Source organism: Mongoliitalea sp. (assembly GCF_054166905.1).
In genome coordinates, this window is sequence record NZ_JBSZCK010000033.1 from 1 (window position 1) to 20,089 (window position 20,089).

The 20,089-nt window shown below is 38.8% G+C and carries 22 protein-coding genes; 9 read left to right on the plus strand and 13 right to left on the minus strand.

Going from position 1 to position 20,089, the window contains the following annotated elements; genetic code table 11:
- Positions 1-183 precede the first annotated feature (183 nt).
- Positions 184-570, minus strand: a complete 387-nt coding sequence (locus ACXIUD_RS11865; protein ID WP_458052859.1) for a MarR family transcriptional regulator — start codon at positions 568-570, stop codon at positions 184-186.
- A 107-nt stretch (positions 571-677) separates the two neighbouring features.
- Between ACXIUD_RS11865 and ACXIUD_RS11870 the strand changes: the two genes are divergently transcribed.
- Positions 678-977 carry a DUF6804 family protein gene (locus ACXIUD_RS11870; protein WP_458052860.1) on the plus strand — a complete coding sequence of 100 codons (300 nt, stop codon included), beginning with the start codon at positions 678-680 and terminating at the stop codon, positions 975-977.
- Positions 978-995: 18 nt separating this feature from the next.
- Here the strand turns inward: ACXIUD_RS11870 and ACXIUD_RS11875 are convergent, their stop codons facing one another.
- From ACXIUD_RS11875 to ACXIUD_RS11895, 5 genes are read right to left on the minus strand one after another with little or no spacing between them, the layout of a single operon-like run.
- Positions 996-1,931, minus strand: coding sequence for a phage/plasmid replication domain-containing protein (locus ACXIUD_RS11875; RefSeq protein ID WP_458052861.1), 936 nt, complete (start codon positions 1,929-1,931; stop codon positions 996-998).
- The gene (locus tag ACXIUD_RS11880; protein WP_458052862.1) at positions 1,924-2,160 is read right to left on the minus strand and encodes a hypothetical protein; all 237 of its coding nucleotides are present in this window, start codon (positions 2,158-2,160) and stop codon (positions 1,924-1,926) included. Before ACXIUD_RS11880 ends, ACXIUD_RS11875 begins: the two co-directional genes overlap by 8 nt.
- A 4-nt stretch (positions 2,161-2,164) precedes the next feature.
- Positions 2,165-2,452, minus strand: coding sequence for a helix-turn-helix domain-containing protein (locus ACXIUD_RS11885; protein ID WP_458052863.1), 288 nt, complete (start codon positions 2,450-2,452; stop codon positions 2,165-2,167).
- A gap of 52 nt (positions 2,453-2,504) precedes the next feature.
- The gene (locus tag ACXIUD_RS11890; RefSeq protein WP_458052864.1) at positions 2,505-3,101 is read right to left on the minus strand and encodes a hypothetical protein; all 597 of its coding nucleotides are present in this window, start codon (positions 3,099-3,101) and stop codon (positions 2,505-2,507) included.
- Position 3,102: 1 nt separating this feature from the next.
- Positions 3,103-4,398 carry a phage integrase SAM-like domain-containing protein gene (locus ACXIUD_RS11895; protein ID WP_458052865.1) on the minus strand — a complete coding sequence of 432 codons (1,296 nt, stop codon included), beginning with the start codon at positions 4,396-4,398 and terminating at the stop codon, positions 3,103-3,105.
- A 354-nt stretch (positions 4,399-4,752) separates the two neighbouring features.
- Between ACXIUD_RS11895 and ACXIUD_RS11900 the strand changes: the two genes are divergently transcribed.
- From ACXIUD_RS11900 to ACXIUD_RS11920, 5 genes are all read left to right on the plus strand, one after another.
- Positions 4,753-4,944, plus strand: coding sequence for a GIY-YIG nuclease family protein (locus ACXIUD_RS11900; protein ID WP_458052866.1), 192 nt, complete (start codon positions 4,753-4,755; stop codon positions 4,942-4,944).
- Positions 4,945-5,454: 510 nt separating this feature from the next.
- Complete coding sequence (era, locus tag ACXIUD_RS11905) at positions 5,455-6,345, plus strand: GTPase Era (protein WP_458052867.1); 891 nt, start codon at positions 5,455-5,457, stop codon at positions 6,343-6,345.
- 15 nt (positions 6,346-6,360) lie between these two features.
- Complete coding sequence (der, locus tag ACXIUD_RS11910; protein WP_458052868.1) at positions 6,361-7,674, plus strand: ribosome biogenesis GTPase Der; 1,314 nt, start codon at positions 6,361-6,363, stop codon at positions 7,672-7,674.
- A 78-nt stretch (positions 7,675-7,752) separates the two neighbouring features.
- Positions 7,753-7,938, plus strand: a complete 186-nt coding sequence (locus tag ACXIUD_RS11915; RefSeq protein WP_458052869.1) for a hypothetical protein — start codon at positions 7,753-7,755, stop codon at positions 7,936-7,938.
- Positions 7,939-7,955: 17 nt separating this feature from the next.
- The gene (locus ACXIUD_RS11920) at positions 7,956-8,621 is read left to right on the plus strand and encodes a SprT-like domain-containing protein (RefSeq protein WP_458052870.1); all 666 of its coding nucleotides are present in this window, start codon (positions 7,956-7,958) and stop codon (positions 8,619-8,621) included.
- A gap of 13 nt (positions 8,622-8,634) precedes the next feature.
- Here ACXIUD_RS11920 and scpB read toward each other — a convergent pair whose 3' ends face one another.
- The 4 genes from scpB to ACXIUD_RS11940 form a co-directional block, all read right to left on the minus strand.
- A complete protein-coding gene (scpB, locus tag ACXIUD_RS11925) occupies positions 8,635-9,195 on the minus strand; it encodes an SMC-Scp complex subunit ScpB (protein ID WP_458052871.1) in 561 nt (186 codons plus the stop codon).
- Positions 9,196-9,579 (minus strand): TraR/DksA family transcriptional regulator, encoded by a 384-nt coding sequence (locus tag ACXIUD_RS11930; protein ID WP_458052872.1) that lies wholly within the window; start codon positions 9,577-9,579, stop codon positions 9,196-9,198. It abuts the gene before it with no gap.
- A 110-nt stretch (positions 9,580-9,689) separates the two neighbouring features.
- Positions 9,690-9,845 carry a hypothetical protein gene (locus ACXIUD_RS11935; protein ID WP_458052873.1) on the minus strand — a complete coding sequence of 52 codons (156 nt, stop codon included), beginning with the start codon at positions 9,843-9,845 and terminating at the stop codon, positions 9,690-9,692.
- Between the two features lie 67 nt (positions 9,846-9,912).
- Positions 9,913-13,263: a lamin tail domain-containing protein gene (locus ACXIUD_RS11940; protein ID WP_458052874.1), complete on the minus strand. Its 3,351-nt coding sequence runs from the start codon at positions 13,261-13,263 to the stop codon at positions 9,913-9,915.
- 160 nt (positions 13,264-13,423) lie between these two features.
- Between ACXIUD_RS11940 and ACXIUD_RS11945 the strand changes: the two genes are divergently transcribed.
- Both ACXIUD_RS11945 and ACXIUD_RS11950 read left to right on the plus strand, forming a co-directional pair.
- On the plus strand, positions 13,424-14,413 hold the full coding sequence (locus ACXIUD_RS11945) for an aspartate-semialdehyde dehydrogenase (protein WP_458052875.1): 990 nt from the start codon (positions 13,424-13,426) through the stop codon (positions 14,411-14,413).
- Entirely contained in the window at positions 14,414-15,631 is a 1,218-nt protein-coding gene (locus tag ACXIUD_RS11950; RefSeq protein ID WP_458052876.1) for a THUMP-like domain-containing protein, read from the plus strand.
- On the opposite strand, the gene ACXIUD_RS11955 is transcribed toward ACXIUD_RS11950, so the two are convergent.
- Positions 15,610-15,867, minus strand: a complete 258-nt coding sequence (locus ACXIUD_RS11955) for a DUF4834 domain-containing protein (protein ID WP_458052877.1) — start codon at positions 15,865-15,867, stop codon at positions 15,610-15,612. The genes ACXIUD_RS11950 and ACXIUD_RS11955 overlap by 22 nt on opposite strands.
- Positions 15,868-15,964: 97 nt before the next feature.
- Positions 15,965-18,784 carry a carbamoyl-phosphate synthase large subunit gene (gene carB, locus ACXIUD_RS11960; RefSeq protein ID WP_458052878.1) on the minus strand — a complete coding sequence of 940 codons (2,820 nt, stop codon included), beginning with the start codon at positions 18,782-18,784 and terminating at the stop codon, positions 15,965-15,967.
- Between the two features lie 488 nt (positions 18,785-19,272).
- Between carB and ACXIUD_RS11965 the strand changes: the two genes are divergently transcribed.
- Positions 19,273-19,755 (plus strand): hypothetical protein, encoded by a 483-nt coding sequence (locus ACXIUD_RS11965; RefSeq protein WP_458052879.1) that lies wholly within the window; start codon positions 19,273-19,275, stop codon positions 19,753-19,755.
- 33 nt (positions 19,756-19,788) lie between these two features.
- Here ACXIUD_RS11965 and ACXIUD_RS11970 read toward each other — a convergent pair whose 3' ends face one another.
- A complete protein-coding gene (locus ACXIUD_RS11970; protein WP_458052880.1) occupies positions 19,789-20,037 on the minus strand; it encodes a hypothetical protein in 249 nt (82 codons plus the stop codon).
- Positions 20,038-20,089: the final 52 nt, after the last annotated feature.

Sequence of the window (20,089 nt, forward strand, 5' to 3'; positions counted from 1 at the left end):
CAGGGATCTAGAAATAGTACAACTTGACCTGTTTGAAATTGGCAAGGGGGGTGTTTTTCAAAATTCAAAAACACCCCCCTAAATTGTAAAACTAGACCAATTATGAAGAAAATCTTAATTTAGTCGGATGACAGTAATTTTAAATAACCTATTTTAACCTTGATTTGGGAATGTCCAATTTAATCAATTTGAGTTTATGAAATCTTTTAGTAGGACTGAAAAAAATTGTCCTTTAAAAGATAGTGACAAAAATGATTTTGAATAATGCTTATTGCTTCTTTTGGAACTGACATAACCTTTACTTTCCAAAGAACGAATTATAGCATAAGTTGTATTGTCTTTGATTCTATTGGCTTCGCAAATTTCTTTCTTTGTCACTACTTCTTTTTCTTCAATTAACCTTATTATTGTAATCAAAACCACCTTTTCACCAGATGTAATTTCATTATTGTATTGGGTTAGGAAAAATCTAATCCCTGATTCAAGATGTCTTAATTTAATCCTTCCCATAATTGATATATATGTAATATGAAGATTTGAAACAATTGCTAATGTCTCAATTGCATCCAAGGCTAACTTAAAATAATGGGATTTTTGAATTTTTCCAAGAAATACAACTAATACATACTAAATTTAATTTTCTATCTTAGAATTAAGATTTGAAATTTAAGCCTGATATGGAAAAAATAATCATCCCTATTAAAATCTCACTAGCTATACTTTTTTTCTCTTGCCTTTTCCAAATGCCATACGGTTACTATCAATTGGTAAGGTTTTTAGCATTTTTTGGGTTTTCAATCCTAGCCTATCATGCAAACAAAAAAGATAATCAGATAGCAATGATAGTTTACATAGGCCTAGCCCTGCTTTTCCAACCATTTCTTAAAATTGCCCTTGGTCGGCAAATGTGGAATTTGGTAGATATTATTGCAGGGCTAGGCTTATTAATTTCGGTTTTTTTAAAACCTAGGAAATAGTTACAATGAGTTTTTTCCTTAATCAACTATCCATTTCTTTAAAATCTCTAGAATCTTAGAATCTAACTCTTTATTAAATTCAGATTCTTGGGATAGTTTTTCATTTAATTCAATCTCCTTTAGTCTTGCCAATAATCTGGAATAGTATTCCTTATTACTAAATGCATTTATTGACTTAAGTAATTGAATATCTCTTGGAATTTTCCCCCTTATTTCATCAATACCAATGAAAGTAAGGTAATCAACATAGTCCTTTATCGCTGAAATTAGACTAGGTTTAAATTCGACTAAGTTATTTTTCTTAATCTGAAAATAGTTCTTAGCCCAAATAGAAACTAGTTCTTTATAAAACTCCTTCTTTGTAAGATCAGAAACTAAAATTTCTTTTCTTCCAAAAAAACTTCCTATTTTCTTATTAAGCCTTAACTCATATCTCAGTAGGTTTTTTTGTAGATTAAAACTACTGGGAATTCTAGAGGTCTTATAGAACTCTTTATTCTTATCATATAGATTCAAAGTCTTAATTGTATTAGTATAGTACAATGATGTGCTATTTATCATACTTCTATGCATTTGACTTTTTTCTCCTAATCCAGTAAAATAAAACTTTGGTTCATATTTCATAGCTAGGTTAAATCCAATGTCAATTCTAGTTATTTTTGCTTTGTATAGGCTAATAGAAAGGTCATTTTCGATTTTTTGCAGGGCTAATTTAATTTCCTCTATGGTGAGGTCTTTCAAATTATTGCCTTGATAAAATTTTGGCAAACTCCCTTTTATGCTGATACCTGTTTGAGTTAGTAAAACATTAAGATTTTTAAGCCTGCCTCTTAACTTATATTCTCCAAACTCTGACCTAATTTCCTCTATCCCTTGTAGATTTTGGCTAAAGATGTTTATATCAATTTTGCCAATTTTCTCAGAGGGCAACCAAATATGAAGTGTATCAATCATGGCTACCTCCTTTTATAATAATGTAGAAATGTTGATTAAAATAGTCAAAGCTTGAAGTTCTAAATTCTGACTTTAATATTGAAAATAACTCTGATTTGACTTTATCTTCAATTATGTTTTTAAGCCCAAAGCAAGTATATTTGATTACTGCTTTTGATTGGATACCTTTAGCGGAAATGGCTTCAATAGGATTTAATCCGATTGAGGCCTTTTGTTTTTTTATGACCATCGGATTAATATTTTACTGTTTGAGTTTTGTTTAGTGAAGCTTCAATTTCCTTTTCTTTGTAGAGAACTCTACCGCCAATAATGTAAGATTGAATCAAGCCTCTTTTTGTCCAGTCATTCAGCGTAACAAGTGATATTTTCAGCTTATCTGCTGTTTCTTTCCTGGTTAGAAGCTTTTCGCTTGTAGGGGCTGATTCTTGGGGCTTAATGTCTTTGACTGCCTCCTTGATTGCATTGTTAATCATCCCTGTCAGTTCTTCAGGGGTGTAGGTACTTAGAATTACGTTTTGCATAACCTTTGAATTTGATTTGATTCAAAGGTGGTAGGGGGATAACCATAGGGGATTAAAGAATATCCCCCTTTTTTATTTTATCTAACAATTCTTTAGCTCGTTTTTGATGTTCAGCCTTATAATACTTTGGCTCTCCATTCTTTATTCCTTTTGCAGTTCTTGGATTAACCCCTAAAATATATCCTAAAAGTCTTTCTTTTTGGTTTTCATGAAGCGCTACAAATTCACTATTTTCAGTAAAAAGTAATGTTATTAATTCAAAGCGAATGGCTGCTGGCATTTCATTTATTTTTTCAGAAAAAGCTTTTTGTGAAACGGAAAGAATTAATTCTTTTGTGTAAACTTCTGCCCATTCTAAAATTATTTTTCTGTCAGCTATTTTTTCTTGCAGTTCATGCCATGAGAGATTAGAATATTCTTGCTCATAATTTTCAGCAAACCACTTAGAAAAAACTTCTTTCCAGTCATTAGGCACCACCAATTTTTTACTTTCAAAAATATGTTTTAAAGACTTGACAGTCTTTTTAAACTCCTTCTGATGTTGCGAATTTATTAATTCTGTTATCCTTTCAGCAAAGGCTTCTATTCCTTCGACAATATCTGGATTCCTTTTTATGACCACATATTTTTTAGACCTTTGTTTTTCCATATCAACTTACTTTTAAAACTGATTTATTCCAGTGTTCCAAAAGCTTTTGGGCATTTTCCTCAGGGGTAACTTTGATGTACAGTAAAAATGCCTTTTCAGTCTTATGGCCTGTGATTTTCATCAAACTGATTGCGGGAAAACCGCTTTTATAAACGTTGGTGGCAAAGGAACGGCGGGCGGTATGGGTGGTGACAAGTTCCCATTTCTGCTTTATGGTATTCACTTTCAATCCTCCCTTTATTCCTTCAACCTCCACCCCTGTTTTTAAGCTGTCCACCTCTTTAGCAATGTCCTTTAAATAGGCGTTCATTTTTTGGTTTGCTATGGCAGGGGGCAAACTGTTTGGATACTTACCTTTGTATTTGTCCATTATTTCCTTAACAGTCCTGTGGATGGGGATAATTACCTTTTCACCTGTTTTGTAGGTGGTGATTTTCAAAAAATCCCCTTCAATGTTTTTGGGCTGTATATTGGTAAAATCCGAAAATCTTAATCCTGTCCAGCATCCTACTATAAAAAGGTCTCTAACCCGCTCCAAATGGGGTGTACTGCTTAAATCCTTTTCGTAAAGGTCATTCACTTCATTTTCATTCAGATAAATGGAAAATCCCGCTACTTTGTGGGCTTTGAACTGCTTTGACTGAAAGAACATGTTAGTATTGTATCCATTTTCTGTGGCATAAGTCAAAAAGGTTTTGATTACCTGTATATACTTTCCAACATTGTTTAGGGAATACTTTTCCTTATTCAGGTAATTAACAAACTTGGTGTAAAAATTTTGGTCAATGGTTTCAAATGCCAAATGATACCTTTTCTCAAACTGTTCCAACTTGTCAAAAACTGTATTGTATTTTTGGATAGACCTTTTATCAAACCTTTTCCCGCTTGCTGTTAGCCTTATTCCTTGTTCGGAATCTTGGATAAACCTTTTGAATAAACCCATGAATGTGGGCTTATTTTCGCTATCTGTGGAATTATTTTTTTGGATGTCTTTTAATTCCCTGTCAAGTTCTGCTTTTATCTCTTTTGGCGAAGGCTTTCTTTCTAATCGAAAGGTCAAGTCCTCATAAGTTTTAAAAGCTGTATCCTGAATAAATTTCAAGTTACTGTTGAAAATCTTTGCAGTTGGAAAGTCTTTAACCTGTCTTGCTTGCTGGGTTTCTTCATTCCAGAATTTGGGGTGGATTAATTTTCCAGTTGAATAAACAAGTCTTTTGCCCTCATACCTAATGTATAAATGGATAGGGGTTTCTTTTTCTGCAGATTTATCTTTTAGATAAAAGTTAAATTTTGCCATTGTTACTACTTTTAATTGGATACCTAAAGATAGGTAAATAAAAATCAGTAGGCTATACAGTAGGCTTTTTTATTTAATTCAATCTTACCTATTCTATCCTTATTTAATTAGTAAATATCTTAAATACTTGAATTACAATACATTTAAATTAATTGAAATTAGGTTTAAAAATGAGGTATTTAGCCCTGTTCCCGCTACTACGAAGACCGGTCAATTTTGACCGGTTTTTTTGTTTCAAGTATCCAGCCCGTCGGACTATTCTCAGCTAAGGCGGACACAATTTCAAGGTTTGTTCACATTTATACGAAGAATACTGGAAATGGTATCTTTTTTTGAAAACTAACTCTTAACCCAATGTTTACAGTTTATGCACTTTTCAGCCCAAATTTTAATAAGATTTACGTTGGGTTCACCTCTAATCTAGAGCAAAGACTACTTTCTCATAATGAACTAGGAAAGAAAGGGTGGACGATCAAGTACAGGCCTTGGCTTTTATTTCATACTGAAAAATTTGAAACCAAAACCCAAGCAATGATTAGAGAATAAGAACTGAAATCTGGAAAAGGAAGACAGTTTTTAAAAAATTTACTCAACACTATATAGATCCTCGGGCTCATAACCGCCTCGGCGGACACAGGTTCGAGCCCTTTTCAATCTACTTGGTTACTCCGGACAATTTCAAAATTGTTCGGAGTTTTTTTTCAGCGATTTAGAATAATTTGGACTTAATTTGAATCAAATAAATTCAAATGATTTTGTCCCCCTATTTTGTCTGTTTTTTCCACTTTACTTTGAAGGTTATTGAATGATTTCGCACTCTTCAAGAAGGAAAATGCGAAAAATTAGACTTATAAACTTGACCAGGAGATTTTTTGGTAGAAAAATATCCCTCAAGCATTCCACCTTGAAAATCTATTTTAAAAACCATTACCCCCCTGGAAAGACCCACATCAATCAGGCTATCAAACGTTAACATCCAAACTTTCTTTGGTTTATTTCAAAATAAGGATGTCCTGACGAAAAATTTCAGCTACCTTTGTACAAAAAACTGTAGTCATGACCGAACACACACACAAAGCCGGATTTGTAAACATCGTGGGTAAACCCAATGTTGGCAAATCTACGCTCATGAACGTGCTGGTAGGTGAAAGACTTTCGATCATCTCTTCCAAGGCCCAAACCACCCGTCACCGGATAATGGGCATCATGAATGACGACAACTATCAAATTGTATTTTCCGATACACCGGGCATGCTCAAACCAAAATACGAGCTGCACAAAAATATGATGAGTTTTGTCAACATGTCCCTGGAAGATGCAGATGTGATTCTTTTCGTAACCGATCTATTCGAAACAGACGAAGAAATAGAAGACGTAATTGAAAAGATCAACCATTCAGGTGTTCCTGTACTTCTCGTAATCAATAAAATTGATTTGTCTAAAGAAAATCAACTGGAAGAGGTAACCGCCTATTGGACGCAAAGAATCAAAGCAGAAACAGTTATCCCCATTTCTGCCTCCGAAAGTTTCAATACCGAACGCATCCTTCAAGAGATTTTGGACAGAATGCCTGTTCATCCACCCTTTTATGACAAAGATGAATTGACAGACAAACCAGAGCGCTTTTTTGCCTCAGAAATTGTCCGTGAAAAAATCTTCCTCAACTACAAAAAAGAAATCCCCTATTCTACAGAGGTAGCGATAGAAGATTTCTACGAAGAGGAAAACATCATCCGTATCAGGGCCGTCATTTACATCGAGAGAAATAGCCAAAAAGGAATCATCATCGGAGAAGGCGGCAAGGCACTCAAAAAGGTCGGCACACAAGCACGCGAAGACATGGAGAAATTCTTTGGAAAGAAAATTTTCTTGGAGACCTTCGTCAAAGTGGCCGAAAACTGGAGAAAAGACAAAAACAAATTAAGAAGATTTGGTTACGACCAATAAAAAATACAGCATCACATGGCTAATATAGTAGCAATCGTCGGTAGACCCAATGTGGGAAAATCTACCTTTTTCAATAGATTAGTAGAAGAGCGCAAAGCAATTGAAGACAATGTCAGCGGTGTCACCCGCGATAGACATTACGGACATGCGCAATGGGGAGGAAAATTCTTCTCCGTCATCGACACCGGTGGATATGTCACTGGTTCCGATGATGTATTCGAAGCAGAAATACGTAAACAAGTTAAGCTAGCCCTTGAAGAGGCAAATGTAATCCTTTTCGTGGTGGATTGTCATGACGGATTGACTGACCTAGACAAAGAATTTGCCAATGTATTACGCACAAGCAACAAGCCAATTTACATTGTTGCTAATAAAGCCGATTCTGCTGAAAAAGCGCTGATGGCGGCTGAGTTTTATTCCTTAGGGTTGACAGATCATGAAATCTTCCCAATTGCCGCAGTAAGCGGAAGCGGAACAGGTGATTTGTTAGACGAGGTGATTACACATTTCCCTGATCAAGGTGATGAAAATCCAGATGAAGGCATTCCTAAAATCGCTATTCTAGGTAGACCAAATGTTGGAAAATCATCTTTCCTGAATGCACTTTTAGGAAAAGAGCGCTCCATTGTAACCGATGAGGCTGGTACAACCCGGGACGCAATCCATACCCGCTACAAATTATTCGGCAAGGATTTCATCATTACCGATACAGCAGGTATCCGTAAAAAAGCCAAAGTAAAAGAAGACATCGAGTTTTACTCAGTGATGCGTTCTTTGCGCACATTGGAGGATTCTGATGTAATCATTGTAATGGTAGATGCTTCAAGAGGCTTGGAAGCTCAGGATATCAACCTGATCAGCTTGGGAATCAAAAACAATAAGGGAGTGATGATCATGGTAAATAAGTGGGATTTAATTGAAAAAGACCACAAGACCATGGAAAAAATCAAAAAAGAGATGATGGAGAAGCTTGGAGAAAACCGATGGATTCCTATCATTTTCACTTCCGTGGAAGAAAAGCAGCGAATTTTCCAAGCAATTGAATTGGCAGTAAAAGTCTTCGATAACAAAACACGAAGAATTTCCACCTCCAAGCTCAATGATTTGTTACTTCCGGAAATCGAAAAGTATCCTCCACCAGCACTCAAGGGAAAATACATCAAAATAAAATATATCACCCAATTGCCAACCAAAAACCCTGTTTTTGCGTTCTTTTGCAACCTTCCGCAGTATATCAAAGACCCATACACACGGTTTTTGGAGAACAGACTTCGTGAAAACTTTGATTTTGAGGGAGTTCCTATAAAAATTACTTATAAGAAAAAGTAAAAAATATTCCACTTGCTATTGACTTTTACATGAATGGTCGTACCTTTGCGTGCTCAAAATAGAAACAAACCAAACATCATGAAAAAGGTATTTGCAATGTTCGCTGTAGCTGGAATGTTATTCACTGCTGCTTGCGGAAACAAAACTGAAGAAGCTTCTGAAGAGATCGAAGTGATCATCGAAGAGACTGAAGAAGTTATCGAAGAGATTACTGAAGAAGTTGAAGAAACTATCGAAGAAGCTACTGAAGAAGTTGAAGGTTAATTTTAACTGAACTTCAAATGAAAGTCCGGCAAATATTGTCGGACTTTTTTTATTTTTGTTTTGTGAGTACAGACGATAAATTCCGGACCGCTTTTCAAAAGTACCTTCCCGAGAAGGCAGTTGATCATTGCTTTAATTTATGGAAAGAAAAACCCTTCACCTTCAAGATCACCAAGGAGAGGGCTACCAAACTTGGGGATTTCCGTTATTACAGAAATCGAAGCATACAGACCATCACGATTAATCATAATCTGAACCCCTATCAATTTTTAATAACCTTCCTTCATGAGGTAGCCCATCTTCATACCTATGAAACCTATGGAGCCGATGTAAAACCACATGGGGCTGAATGGAAAGCAAAGTTTCGTGATTTAATGTTTCCGGTATTCACAAGTGAGGTGTTCCCAATAGACATCCTCCTACCCTTAGGAAAATACATGCGAAACCCCAAAGCCAGCACAGGTTCAGACCATCAATTGATGAAGGCGGTCAGGGCTTTTGACAGCAACCGAGATGAATCCTTGATTTTTTTGATGGATTTGAAGGTTGGAGAACAATTCATCCTTCAGCAACGAACCTTTGTGAAAAAGGAAACCTTGAGAACTAGAGTGCTCTGCGAAGAAGTCCCAAGTGGGTCAAGGTATTTAATTTCTGGTAGAGCAGAGGTTTTGCCTATGGAATAAAAAACTTGGTTGCTTACTCTTTTTGGTTTCCAATTTGATTTTCCTCCTCTGAAAAATCCTTCGGTTGTGGAAGGTCTTGAATAGAATTGATACCAAAGTATTCTTTAAATTTTTCACTCGTTCCATACAACAGCGGCTTACCAATACTATCAGCTTTTCCTTTGATGGCAATCAATTCCTTCTCTAGTAGCTTTTGAATGGAATAATCACAGTTCACTCCTCGTATTTGTTCCACCTCTGTTTTGGTCACAGGCTGCTTGTAAGCGATAATGGACAACGTCTCCAGCTGTGCTGTGGATAGCCTTTTTTGTGATTGCTGCTTGAGCAGTATACTGATGCTTGTCTGATAAGCTGGTTTGGTCAAAAACTGAAATCCCCCCGCAATATTTTCAAGAGAAAAGGAAAAATCATCCGACACATACTTTTCCTTTAATTGGTCGATGGCTTCGGTAACATGCTCCAAAGGCACATCAGACTCAAACATCTCCGTCAGGCAACGTTGGATTTCCTCCTTACCTAACGGAGATGGCGAGCAAAAAATCAAAGCTTCAATATGTTTGTGCAAAAAGTCCAATTACTTTTTGGCCAATTTAGCTTCTATGGAATGCATGGTATGAGGGACAGCTTTCAATCGCTCCTTGGCAATCAATTTACCCGTATCGATACATACGCCGTAGGTACCGTTTTTAATACGAATCAAGGCATTTTCTAAGTTGATAATAAATTTCTGCTGTCTTGCTGCAAGCTGATTTAAACTTTCACGCTCTAAGGTATCCGCACCATCTTCCAACAGCTTGGATGTGGAAGCAGTAAAGTCAGTACCACTATCGTTTTTCTTACTTAACGTTTCTTTCAAATTGGTGAGTTCTTCCTTGGCAATGGCCAATTTATTCAAAATAATTTCTTCAAACTCTTTCAATTCTTCTGGAGAATACGCTGTTTTTGATTCCTGACTCATACGCTTGATTAGTTTAATGTGGTCAATAATTCCTCCCTTATCGGAAAATTCCCCTAAAATAAGAGGAGCTATTGAATTAAAAAATAAAAAACCGCATAGTGCGGTCTTTTTTAATTTAATGAAAGGTTGTTCAATCGTTTCTCAAGCAATTTCTCATCCACATACAAGCGATACTTGATTCTCAAATATCTGTGAATGGTCGCGAGATTCTTACCTTTCTCAATGAAATATTTCTTAAGGACTTGGCTGATGAGGTCTTTTTTCATGGTTATGAGGTTTTGTGGGAGACATTGCAATAAATATACGAAGAAATTCAATTTAAGATACACAAAATCAAAATCTTGTACCAACAGCTACAGTTTTTTTTATGTGTTTGATAGTACCATTCAAATCAAAGATTTCAACAAACACAATGTAATAACCGGGTCTAACTTTTCTCCCAGCATCATCCACACCTTCCCACACATAGAAACCTTGGTGCCCCCAGATAGCATTTTGGCAAATTTCTTTTACTCTTCGCCCATCAGTTCCATAGATTTGAATACTGCCAACCATTCCTGATTGCTCCAATTGATAGCTGATCGTGCAAAACCCTTGTTCTCCCGGGGCTTCAGGAACAAAAATTTCGGGATAAATCCGAATACTGGCAGCATCGTTTCCAAAGACGAAACTCTGTGAATTCCTAAACCCCGGTGTCGCAAATCCCATAGAACTAGAAGCAGATGTCCAATTAGCAGGATCTTGGCTCGAAACTTCTGCAGTCAATCGCTCAAGGGACACCCCTCTTGAATCCCTCAACAAGCGATGATGCATACGGTCATGGTAGGTAAAAAACTCTGAAATAGATTCATCACCATTCAATAATACAACCGTTCCTCCAGCAATCGGATAGCTTGGTAGAGAGGAAACTTCCACAAATCTTACCTCCTCCCCTTTTGGGTATTCTTGTTTTAATTGAAGTGCGTCTGTCGTAAACACCAAAAATCCATAGGGCTCAATTACATAAGGCTCCGTGAAGAGAATCCTTCGATTGGCTACTTCTCCTGATGAATTTACATTCGCAAGCTTCCAATCCTGCAGATTCAGGTATTTATCGCTGGAATTATAAATCTCAACAAACCTAGGGGTTCCAGTACGAGGATTGGCAAGCAGCTCATTAATGACAATTTCATCTATGCCAGGATCAAATGGCCAAATTACAAAGGTCGCATTCCTGCTTTCATCAAGCTCCCTTCCTGTACAATCCCATAAACGATCAACAGAAAGCTTGTAACGCTTGCCTCGTTCAATGGGCTGACTCAATCGGAGCATTACAAGCGTTCGATTTTCTCCAAATGAAATCTCAGCTATTTCCAATGCAGGTGAAAATTGAAGCTTCATTTGGCTGAGATCCCCTAAGATTTTTGAAAATGATAAGAGAATCCGTGTTGAATCCAGCACAGTGGCGCGATCCAATGTAAAAGGTGTACGGTCTGGATTAGGATTAAAGATAGCGTTGATTTTTCCTGGAGTCCCGCGATTGGGAGATGAAGAAGACCGGAGATTGCTGGGTAAGTCACACAAAATATCAGGATTGGCTATTTCCAAACTGTACCCACCAGAAGCAAAGGCACTCCCCCCAAAGTTGGCAGTGGTGTACGAGAGACTATCTAATACCCTTCCATGGGCATCCATCAGCCGTACTTGATCTGCTGAGTTGAGCAGGGCAGGCCAACCCGTCAAACCTACGACAGAACCGAATGATTCAAACTGATGTACCTGATTCCGAGGTGTCAATAAGATGTATGATTTAGGAGGAAGTACAAATGCAGGTATTTGTGTCACCCTTCTGGAATTGGCCCACTGTAGCCCTTCCAAGGCCAACAACTCATCCGTTCGATTATACAATTCTACATATTCTACATTCGGAAGGACATTTCCTGCTCGTGGAGCCGGCATGAGCTCGTTGATGATGATATCTTTAAATGCCAAGGCCTTTTGCTCCCGAAAAACGAAATCAAAAACTCCTTCTTCTTGTACATTTCCAAAAAGATCTATAATTCCGATGTACCGCAAGGAATAGGATTCATCAACTTGGAACGCTGTAGCATATTCCAAAATCAATTCGTTGGGCTGATTGGTAAATTCTATACGTGAAGGAAGGCGCATATTCACCTGAAACTGTTCCAAACCCATAGCAAACGCCCGATCGATTGGCTCCGAAAAAATCACCAACAGCCGGTTACTCGAAAGCGCCAATACAGAAGCTACCTCAGGTGCTGTTCGATCAAAAATCACATCCATAGAAAATCCAGGAATAGGCACGGATTCCTTTGTAAATGCAAAAGGCACCTGAAGCTCATATACCAAAAATTCTTCCATGGAAGTATCCAACTCCAAGCGAACTGTTTTTCCATCCGATGAAATGGAATGCTTGATGAGCGTCTCATATTCCCGAAAAGAAAAATCTTGCGCAAAGCTTGCGAGTGCTTCATTGGAATAGAGTTCTACAGTCGTATCATCTATCACCAGCAGATCCACAATACTTGGTTGATATAACACCGAAAGCTGGGAAGAGGCTGTCTCCGTTCCCGTCGCATCTCTAAACGGGCCCACTTGAATAGGAATCAATTCACCTATTGAAAGTGGGTTGGACAAGGTAATGTCAATCTCATGCCCACTTTCCAAGAAATCTATAGCTATGGGTTGTTGACCTGCGATGGAAAAAATACTGCTTTGAACAATAGAGGAGGGATCCAATGCCTTAGAAAAAAGCAAACGAAGGCTCATAGCGTTTAAAATCCAAACATCACCCAAAAAGGTCTGACTATTATCCACCACAACTTGAGTCAATCCAGTGGTCAATCCATCGGTATCTTCCATATCAACGAGTTCAAGCGCATACCTGTCCAACCCCAAACCTTGCCCTATTTCCAACAATAGAAACCGCTCTCGCTGTTGAACCATCTCCATTACAGACCAACCTTGCGGTCTCACTTGATTACTCCCGGGAAGAATAAAGGATCGATCAAACTCCAATAAAAGTTGATAAGGATTTAACAATCTAGCTCCAGTGACTTGAAGGGGATTGACCTCTTCATCCATTTCATAAACGCCAAAATCATCCATGAAAAAGCGAGCGGCCGAACCTGTTCCCACTCCAAAATTTACTTCTATCCGTACAAACACCTCTGCTTCTCCATGGTACTTTTCTGGAATAGCTACCTCAAATAAACGAAAAGATGTTTGTGCATTAGGAAAGGTATGGGGTGTACCAATCTGAAATCGATTCTCAAAAGAATCTCCCCCATCCAAGGAAAAAGCTATAAAGACCTCCACCGGTCTATTGCCAGAGCCATTGACTCCTGTTCTGGCAAAGAATGCCAATTTAGGCAGCTCATACGTAGCTAAATCCAGTCGTATGAAAATCTGACCATTAAATCCAGAAATCGGCTGTACAGCCAATGCACGGGAGCCATTTCGTCCCTGCCCATTGGCTTGAAAAACGCGTGCAGCTGTGCCCCTAACCTCATTGGCTGACCAATGCGGCAAAAACTCTTCCGGCGCTGAAACGATCCGAAAGGCATTCTCAAAATCTTGAAATTGTGCAGCAAAAGAAGCTGGGTTGGCAAAAATGAGTCGCCACAAAAAAATCAGACATACCATAGATACTACTTGCTTCATAATGAAATCTAAAAAATCCATTCTTGACAAACGGTTGATAAACGTTTAATCGGATAAAATTGTAAAAATCTCAAAAATCATCCCGTAATTTTTACGTTTATGTAATTAAAAGCCAAGGCTATATTTTTTTTGGGAATTCTTCCCGTACCTTTGCGGTTCATTAAAAAAATCAGTTCAAATCATGAAACTAGCCGTTGTAGGAGCTACCGGATTGGTAGGCTCAGAAATCCTCGAAGTGCTGGACGAGCACAACTTCCCATTTGATGAATTACTCTTAGTAGCTTCCGAGCGATCTGCCGGAAAAAAGATGAGTTACAAGGGTAAAGAGTACACGATCATGGGGCTCAAACAGGCTGTTTCTGAGAAGCCTGATATAGCCATTTTCTCAGCTGGCGGATCTACTTCTCTGGAGTGGGCACCACTATTTGCTGCCGCAGGTACTATTGTAATCGATAATTCTTCAGCTTGGAGAATGGACCCTTCCAAAAAATTGGTTGTCCCTGAAATCAACGCTAAAGACTTACGGATAGACGACAGAATCATCGCCAACCCTAATTGTTCGACTATCCAAATGGTGGTAGCTTTGAACCTCTTGAAAGAGCGCTATGGTCTGAAGAGAATCGTAGTATCTACCTATCAGTCCGTCACAGGAACTGGCAAAGCTGCCGTTGATCAAATGATGGCAGAGCGCGCAGGTGAGCCTGCTGAAATGGTGTACCCTCATAAGATTGACCTCAATGTATTGCCTCATATCGATGTATTCCAGCCAAATGGATATACTAAAGAGGAGATGAAAATGATCAACGAAACCAAAAAAATATTTGGTGATGACAGCATCCAAGTGACTGCTACCACTGTACGTATCCCAACCATGGGAGGTCACTCAGAATCTGTGAATGTTGAGTTTCACCAAGACTTTGATCTGGAAGAGGTAAAGGAAATCCTCAAAAAAACTCCAGGTGTCATCCTACAAGATGATCCTGCAAACAACGTCTACCCTATGCCTTTGACGGCACATAAGAAAGATGAAGTGTTTGTAGGTCGATTAAGAAGAGATGAATCGCAACCAAATACACTCAATATGTGGATTGTAGCGGACAACTTGAGAAAAGGTGCTGCCACAAACGCTGTTCAGATTGCTAAATACTTGGTAGACCATAGCATGGCTTAATTGGATTTCAGCCAAGAACATATAGCCAACATACAAGCATTTGTGCAGGACCACCTGATGGAGGATCCTGCACACTTGCTTTTAAGCTATTCGGGAAAGGTTGACTTTGATCTGAAATTTGCCGTACAACAAATCCAAGCCCGACAAAAGGCCAAATCCAAAATTCCTTCTTGGTATACCAATAAGTCTTTGCTCTTTCCGGTGAGCCTTTCGATGGAGCAGGCATCCTCCGAAGAAACAGCCAATTTCAAAGCATCCTTGATCAAAGGAAAGACCTTCGTGGACCTGACAGGAGGCTTAGGGATTGACTCTTACTTCATTGGAAAAAACTTTTTAAAAGCTACCTATTGTGAGCGAAATGAGGAGCTTTTTGAGATTACCCAACATAACCTAGAGAAGTTATCTCCTACTCATTTTGATTGCATCAATGACGATAGTATGGACTGGCTTCAATCTCAATCAAACTCTTTTGACTGGATTTTTGTAGACCCAGCTAGAAGGGGAAATGCCAATCAAAAGCTCTATAAACTATCCGACTGTGAACCTAATGTTGTGGATCATGGGGAACTTTTGTTTGAAAAAGGCAGGCAGGTCATGATCAAAGCTTCGCCGATGTTGGATATCAAGCAGGCAATTAAAGAGCTCCCTTACATTCGACAAGTCATTGTAGTGGATGTAAGAAATGAGGTGAAGGAAATTTTATTGATTGGAGAAAAAAACTCGGATCAACACTCCATTCAAATTTCTTGTGTGAGTTTACATCCCAGTTTTGAAAATGGACAGAGAAAGTTTGACTTTACTTTTGAGGAAGAGCATGAATCCTTCGCAACTGTAGGGCCGGCTGAAAAGTACCTGATCGAACCTCAAAGTTCGATTCTTAAAGCAGGAGGCTTTCAGTTATTTGCCCTTCGTTATGCCCTTAAAAAACTGGGAGGCAACACCCATCTGTACACAAGTACCAGCATTCCTCATCAAATCCCCGGAAGAGTTTTTGAAATACTACACGAATTAAACAATCCCAAAAAGCAATTGAAAGAACTTGTTCCTAGCGGTAAAATCAACGTACTCACTAGAAACTACAGCATGGGTGCAGAAGAACTGAAAAAGAAATTTAAGCTCAAAGATGGGGGTGATTACTTTTTGATTGGGGCTAAAGAAGGATCAAACTTTAAACTGTGGATAGCTAAACTAGTCAATCAATCCTTCACCTCTTCGTAATCAATATAATCCCCACCCTTCAAATCACGATTTCTTTTTTCCTGATAGGTAGGTGGTATATGATCTACTTTTACTCCTCCTTGCTCTGGCCTTCTTCTACGCTCCTCCTCTCTTCTTAACTCATCTGCATGTGAAGCAAACTGTTTGATTTTGGTACGCACGAAGAATTTCAAAAGCTTGGAGAATATCCAAGACAAGGCAATCGAAATAAGAATAAATTTTAAGAGAAAACCCATGGTAAGATCATTAGAAGCGAGAAGCGAGAGACTAGACTTTGTAATACCAGTCTTGTCTCTCACTTTTTATGTTAGCTAAGTTATTCAGCTTACTTAGTTAACGGCTTAGATATAAGTTTCGTTCGGCGTAGATTTTTAGGAAGTAATCGTCCATGAGATCTTCTATGAAGTAGATAGCTTCTCCTGTTGACTTCATTTCAGGACCTAATTCCTTGTTGACATTCGGGAATTTATGGAAGGAGAATACAGGTTCCTTGATAGCATAACCCTTTTTCACAGGATTAAATTCGAAATCTGTCACTTTTTTCTCTCCCAACATCACCTTAGTCGCATAATTCACATAAGGCTCCTGATACGCTTTACAGATAAATGGAACGGTTCTCGATGCTCTTGGGTTCGCTTCGATCACATATACCTTATCATTTTTGATGGCAAACTGTATGTTGATCAAGCCAACAGTCCTCAATGCTAAAGCAATTTTCTTCGTATAGGTCTCAATCTGACGCATCACATAATCCCCCAAGTTGTATGGAGGTAATACGGCATAAGAATCACCTGAGTGAATGCCAGCAGGCTCTATATGCTGCATGATACCAATGATATGCACGTTTACACCATCACAGATGGCATCTGCCTCGGCTTCGATGGCACCCTCCAAGAAATGATCCAAGAGAATCTCATTATTCGGAATATCACGGAGTACATTCACCACATGCTCTTCCAATTCTTTCTCATTGATTACAATTTTCATCCCCTGACCTCCCAACACGTAGGATGGTCTTACCAATAGCGGGAACCCTATAGTCTTGCAAAGCTCTAAGGCCTCGTCTGTATTATGAATGGTACCGAATTCTGGGTAAGGAACTTCGTTTTCTTTCAATAAAGTAGAAAATCTTCCTCTGTCTTCCGCCAAATCGAGCGCCTCATAGCTTGTACCGATGATCTTGATGCCGTACTTATCCAACTTCTCCGCCAACTTCAAGGCAGTCTGTCCACCCAACTGTACGATGACTCCTTCAGGCTTTTCTTGCAAGATGATCTCGTAAATATGTTCCCAGAAAACTGGCTCAAAATATAATTTATCAGAAATATCAGGGTCCGTGGAAACAGTCTCAGGATTACAATTGATCATGATGGTCTCATAGCCACATTCCTTGGCTGCCAATACCCCATGTACGCAAGAGTAGTCAAATTCAATCCCCTGCCCTACACGGTTAGGGCCTGAACCCAAGACAACCACCTTCTTTTTGTTGGAGCTTACAGACTCATTTTCTTCTCCAAAAGTGGAGTAATAGTATGGCGTCTGCGCCTCAAACTCAGCCGAACAGGTATCCACCAATTTATAGACACGCTTAATGCCCATCTCGTGGTAACGCTTATTGAATACATCAGACTCCAAGCAATCTAATAAATGAGCAATCTGACGGTCCGCATAGCCTCTTTTCTTGGCCTTATCCATCAACTCAACTGGAATGGTATCGATTTTGTACTTTTCGATTTCATGCTCCAGCTGTATCAACTCTTCGATTTGCTTCAAAAACCACTTATCGATCTTGGTTAGGTCTTGAATGGTACGGAAGGAAATTCCCAGTTTGAACGCGTCATACACGTGGAATAACCTATTCCAACTTGGATTTGCCAAACTGTAAAGTAACTCTTCCTGATTTCTTAACTCTTTCCCATCTGCCCCCAAGCCATTACGCTTGATTTCCAAAGACTGACAGGCTTTTTGCAAGGCTTCCTGGAAGTTACGGCCTATGCCCATCACTTCACCAACCGCCTTCATGGATAATCCCAATCGACGATCCGAGCCTTTGAATTTATCAAAATTCCAACGAGGGATCTTTACAATCACATAGTCAATAGCCGGCTCAAAAAATGCCGAAGTTGTCCCCGTAATAGAATTGGTCAGCTCATCAAGGTTATAGCCAATGGCCAACTTAGCAGCCACTTTAGCAATCGGATAACCCGTAGCTTTGGATGCCAAGGCAGAAGAACGGGAAACACGTGGATTGATTTCAATACCGATGATTTCCGAATTATCCGGACTTACGGCAAACTGCACATTACATCCCCCTGCAAAATTACCGATGCTGTTCATCATGGTAATCGCATAATTTCGCATGCGCTGATACACTGTATCTGGAAGAGTCATCGCCGGTGCTACGGTGATAGAGTCACCTGTATGCACACCCATCGGGTCAAAGTTTTCAATGGAACAGATCACAATCATGTTCCCGATATTATCCCGCATCACCTCCAACTCGTACTCCTTCCAACCCAAGATGCTTTGCTCGATCAATACCTCGTGCACAGGAGAAGCCTGAAGCCCTGCGGAAAGCAATCTTTCAAAATCCTCTGCTTTCTCTACAAACGCACCACCTGCTCCGCCTAAGGTATAAGAAGCGCGGATAATCAAAGGAAAACCAATCTCTTGTGCAATTTCTTTTCCTTGTAAAAAGGATGTTGCCGTATCTCCTTTACACACACCCACACCAATTTTTTCCATCAGTGCTTTGAATTTCTCACGGTTTTCGGCAGTATCGATAGCGTCGATATCTACACCGATCATGCGAACGCCAAATTTTTTCCAAACGCCCCCTTTTTCGCAGTCGATTGCTAGATTCAATGCCGTCTGACCACCCATAGTAGGCAATACAGCATCGATATCTGGATGTTCTTGAAGAATTTTTACAATGGATTTCTTTTCCAAGGGAAGCAAATACACGTTGTCCGCCGTCACTGGATCTGTCATGATCGTGGCCGGATTGGAATTGATCAGTGTAACTTTGATTCCCTCTTCCCTCAAGGATCGGGAGGCTTGAGAGCCAGAGTAATCAAATTCGCATGCTTGACCAATAACGATGGGACCTGAACCGATGAGTAAGACGTGTTTAATGCTGGAGTCTTTAGGCATTACAAAGGAGGTTTAGAGTAAGGTTAAATACTGATGGCTAAATTGGCGTAAAATTAGACAAATAATTTTAAGTAGCCCGATGGAATGTAAAAAATAGCGTTAAAAGTGTCGATTCATGCTGCATTTGGAAAACTCATCCGTAAAAACTATTTTCGTAAGTAATTCAACTACCGATAATCAACTGATTATCTGCAAAATTAACTTATAATCGTATCAACAAATGGATGTAGAAATCACTGATTGGACCCTATTAGGATGGCAGCTATTCAATATCGCTTTAATTGCAGGTTTGCTTTACCTTGGATTTAAAGTTGTCAGGTGGGTAATGAAAATACAGGTTATAAAAAAGTAAACAGATAATCTAAAAAGTGTACTGTTTGTGTTTTTGAATTTAGTTATGGACAATTTACTAGCGTTTTTCGACATGGAAAGCCTATCCTCACTGATTTCTACTTTGATGATCATAGGTGGGGCTAGCTACTTAGCTTATGCTACAATCAAGTACAGGGCTTCCAAAAAATAGAGGTTTATCGATTTGCCTCAACTATTCATTTGATAGCATTATGAATATTAAGTATCTAAAAATAATTATTCCTATTTGGACCTTAGCACTTGTGGCCTTTGTTTATTTCAGCCCCACTGAATTAAAAGTTATCCCTATGCTGGCTGTTCTGTTTATGGCAACGGGAGTTAATTACGCTCTCTACAAATACCTTAAGGCTACCCCCAGTGAACAGGCAAACATTGCTCAAATCAGTTTGTTAGAACGATTTGAAAAAAAATCTAAGGTAGCTAAACCCTTACGATTAGCTGGATTATTGCTATTTGCAACTCAAGTAGCCGTTTGGTTGGAATTTATACACTTTTCAAATGCTAGCTTTATAGGCATGTGTGCGCTGATAGTGCTGTTGGCATATGCTGCTTTAGCCACTAGATTCTACAGAACAGAAATTAAGGGACCAACTTTATAGAGTACGTTCTAATTTCAGGAAGGAAAAGCACTGTCATTTTTGGTAGAGCCTTTTTAAATCCTCCTCTATACCTTTCATCAATTCATTTTTTGTTATCCCTCGATAAAAATCATCTGGAAGTTCATTTTCCTCATCTGTGTCTCTCAATCCAAGAACTTGAGCGAGAAGAGTATCTACAAGATTATTTAAGCTACGATTTTGCCTCTTAGCAAGGTATTCAAGCTTTTCCCTCACAGGATCACTAAGCCGCAGTGATGTTGTTTTTCTTTTTGGTGTATTCATTTGTGTTACACAAATGTAACTTTTTTATCTTTCATTCGAAAGCTCAAGAGAA

Coding starts and splice junctions, on each gene's coding strand:
- ACXIUD_RS11945 (WP_458052875.1), top strand. CDS start 13,424: ATGAAACTAGCCGTTGTAGGAGCTACCGGATTGGTAGGCTCAGAAATC.
- ACXIUD_RS11930 (WP_458052872.1), bottom strand. CDS start 9,579: ATGAGTCAGGAATCAAAAACAGCGTATTCTCCAGAAGAATTGAAAGAG.
- ACXIUD_RS11870 (WP_458052860.1), top strand. CDS start 678: ATGGAAAAAATAATCATCCCTATTAAAATCTCACTAGCTATACTTTTT.
- ACXIUD_RS11875 (WP_458052861.1), bottom strand. CDS start 1,931: ATGATTGATACACTTCATATTTGGTTGCCCTCTGAGAAAATTGGCAAA.
- ACXIUD_RS11965 (WP_458052879.1), top strand. CDS start 19,273: ATGCTACAATCAAGTACAGGGCTTCCAAAAAATAGAGGTTTATCGATT.
- carB (WP_458052878.1), bottom strand. CDS start 18,784: ATGCCTAAAGACTCCAGCATTAAACACGTCTTACTCATCGGTTCAGGT.
- ACXIUD_RS11895 (WP_458052865.1), bottom strand. CDS start 4,398: ATGGCAAAATTTAACTTTTATCTAAAAGATAAATCTGCAGAAAAAGAA.
- ACXIUD_RS11955 (WP_458052877.1), bottom strand. CDS start 15,867: ATGGGTTTTCTCTTAAAATTTATTCTTATTTCGATTGCCTTGTCTTGG.
- ACXIUD_RS11915 (WP_458052869.1), top strand. CDS start 7,753: ATGAAAAAGGTATTTGCAATGTTCGCTGTAGCTGGAATGTTATTCACT.
- ACXIUD_RS11970 (WP_458052880.1), bottom strand. CDS start 20,037: ATGAATACACCAAAAAGAAAAACAACATCACTGCGGCTTAGTGATCCT.
- ACXIUD_RS11890 (WP_458052864.1), bottom strand. CDS start 3,101: ATGGAAAAACAAAGGTCTAAAAAATATGTGGTCATAAAAAGGAATCCA.
- ACXIUD_RS11885 (WP_458052863.1), bottom strand. CDS start 2,452: ATGCAAAACGTAATTCTAAGTACCTACACCCCTGAAGAACTGACAGGG.
- ACXIUD_RS11940 (WP_458052874.1), bottom strand. CDS start 13,263: ATGGATTTTTTAGATTTCATTATGAAGCAAGTAGTATCTATGGTATGT.
- ACXIUD_RS11900 (WP_458052866.1), top strand. CDS start 4,753: ATGTTTACAGTTTATGCACTTTTCAGCCCAAATTTTAATAAGATTTAC.
- der (WP_458052868.1), top strand. CDS start 6,361: ATGGCTAATATAGTAGCAATCGTCGGTAGACCCAATGTGGGAAAATCT.
- era (WP_458052867.1), top strand. CDS start 5,455: ATGACCGAACACACACACAAAGCCGGATTTGTAAACATCGTGGGTAAA.
- ACXIUD_RS11880 (WP_458052862.1), bottom strand. CDS start 2,160: ATGGTCATAAAAAAACAAAAGGCCTCAATCGGATTAAATCCTATTGAA.
- ACXIUD_RS11920 (WP_458052870.1), top strand. CDS start 7,956: ATGAAAGTCCGGCAAATATTGTCGGACTTTTTTTATTTTTGTTTTGTG.
- ACXIUD_RS11935 (WP_458052873.1), bottom strand. CDS start 9,845: ATGAAAAAAGACCTCATCAGCCAAGTCCTTAAGAAATATTTCATTGAG.